We start from the raw sequence: 458 nt of genomic DNA, 5'->3' as shown, positions 1-458 counted from the left end.
GGAAGGTCCCGGACGGTCGTGTACGGACGTCCGGCCACGGTCGTTCCGGCGGCGACGACCTGTCCGCCCCACGCGCGGGTGTCGATCCACGGGCCGAGAGTCCGGCTGCTGTTTCCCATCCGGATGTTGAGCGGGGCGGCGTAGTACAGGTGCCAACCGCCGCGGCCGGTGCGGACCATGTAGGTGCGGGGGATCTCGACCCCGGCGCGGCGCGCGAGCACGGTCAGGACGTCGGCGCCGGTCCGGACCCTTTCGGCCTGCCAGCCGGCGGGCAACGGCGGGTCGCCCGGCTTGGGGGTGTCGAGGTCGACCACGACCAGCCCGGACGGGCCAGTTGCGATCCCCACCCCGTGATGCGGGTGGGCCGACCAGTGGGCTTCGACGTGGGCCAGGTCGCGGGTCGCGCGCTGCTCCCACGTGCGGTGCCCCTCAGAGCAGGGGCCGGTGCGGGGGCAGGC

The 458-nt window shown here is 74.7% G+C and carries 1 protein-coding gene; it reads right to left on the bottom strand.

What is annotated here, in order from left to right; translation table 11 throughout:
* A partial coding sequence (locus tag FMEAI12_RS27935; protein WP_146776779.1) for a bifunctional DNA primase/polymerase occupies positions 1 to 458 on the bottom strand: 458 nt, incomplete at both ends.

This window comes from Parafrankia sp. Ea1.12, assembly GCF_900465275.1.
Lineage (GTDB): Bacteria > Actinomycetota > Actinomycetes > Frankiales > Frankiaceae > Parafrankia > Parafrankia soli.
The sequence above is the reverse complement of the archived record's forward strand: the minus strand, read 5'-3'. Positions and strand labels throughout refer to the sequence as shown.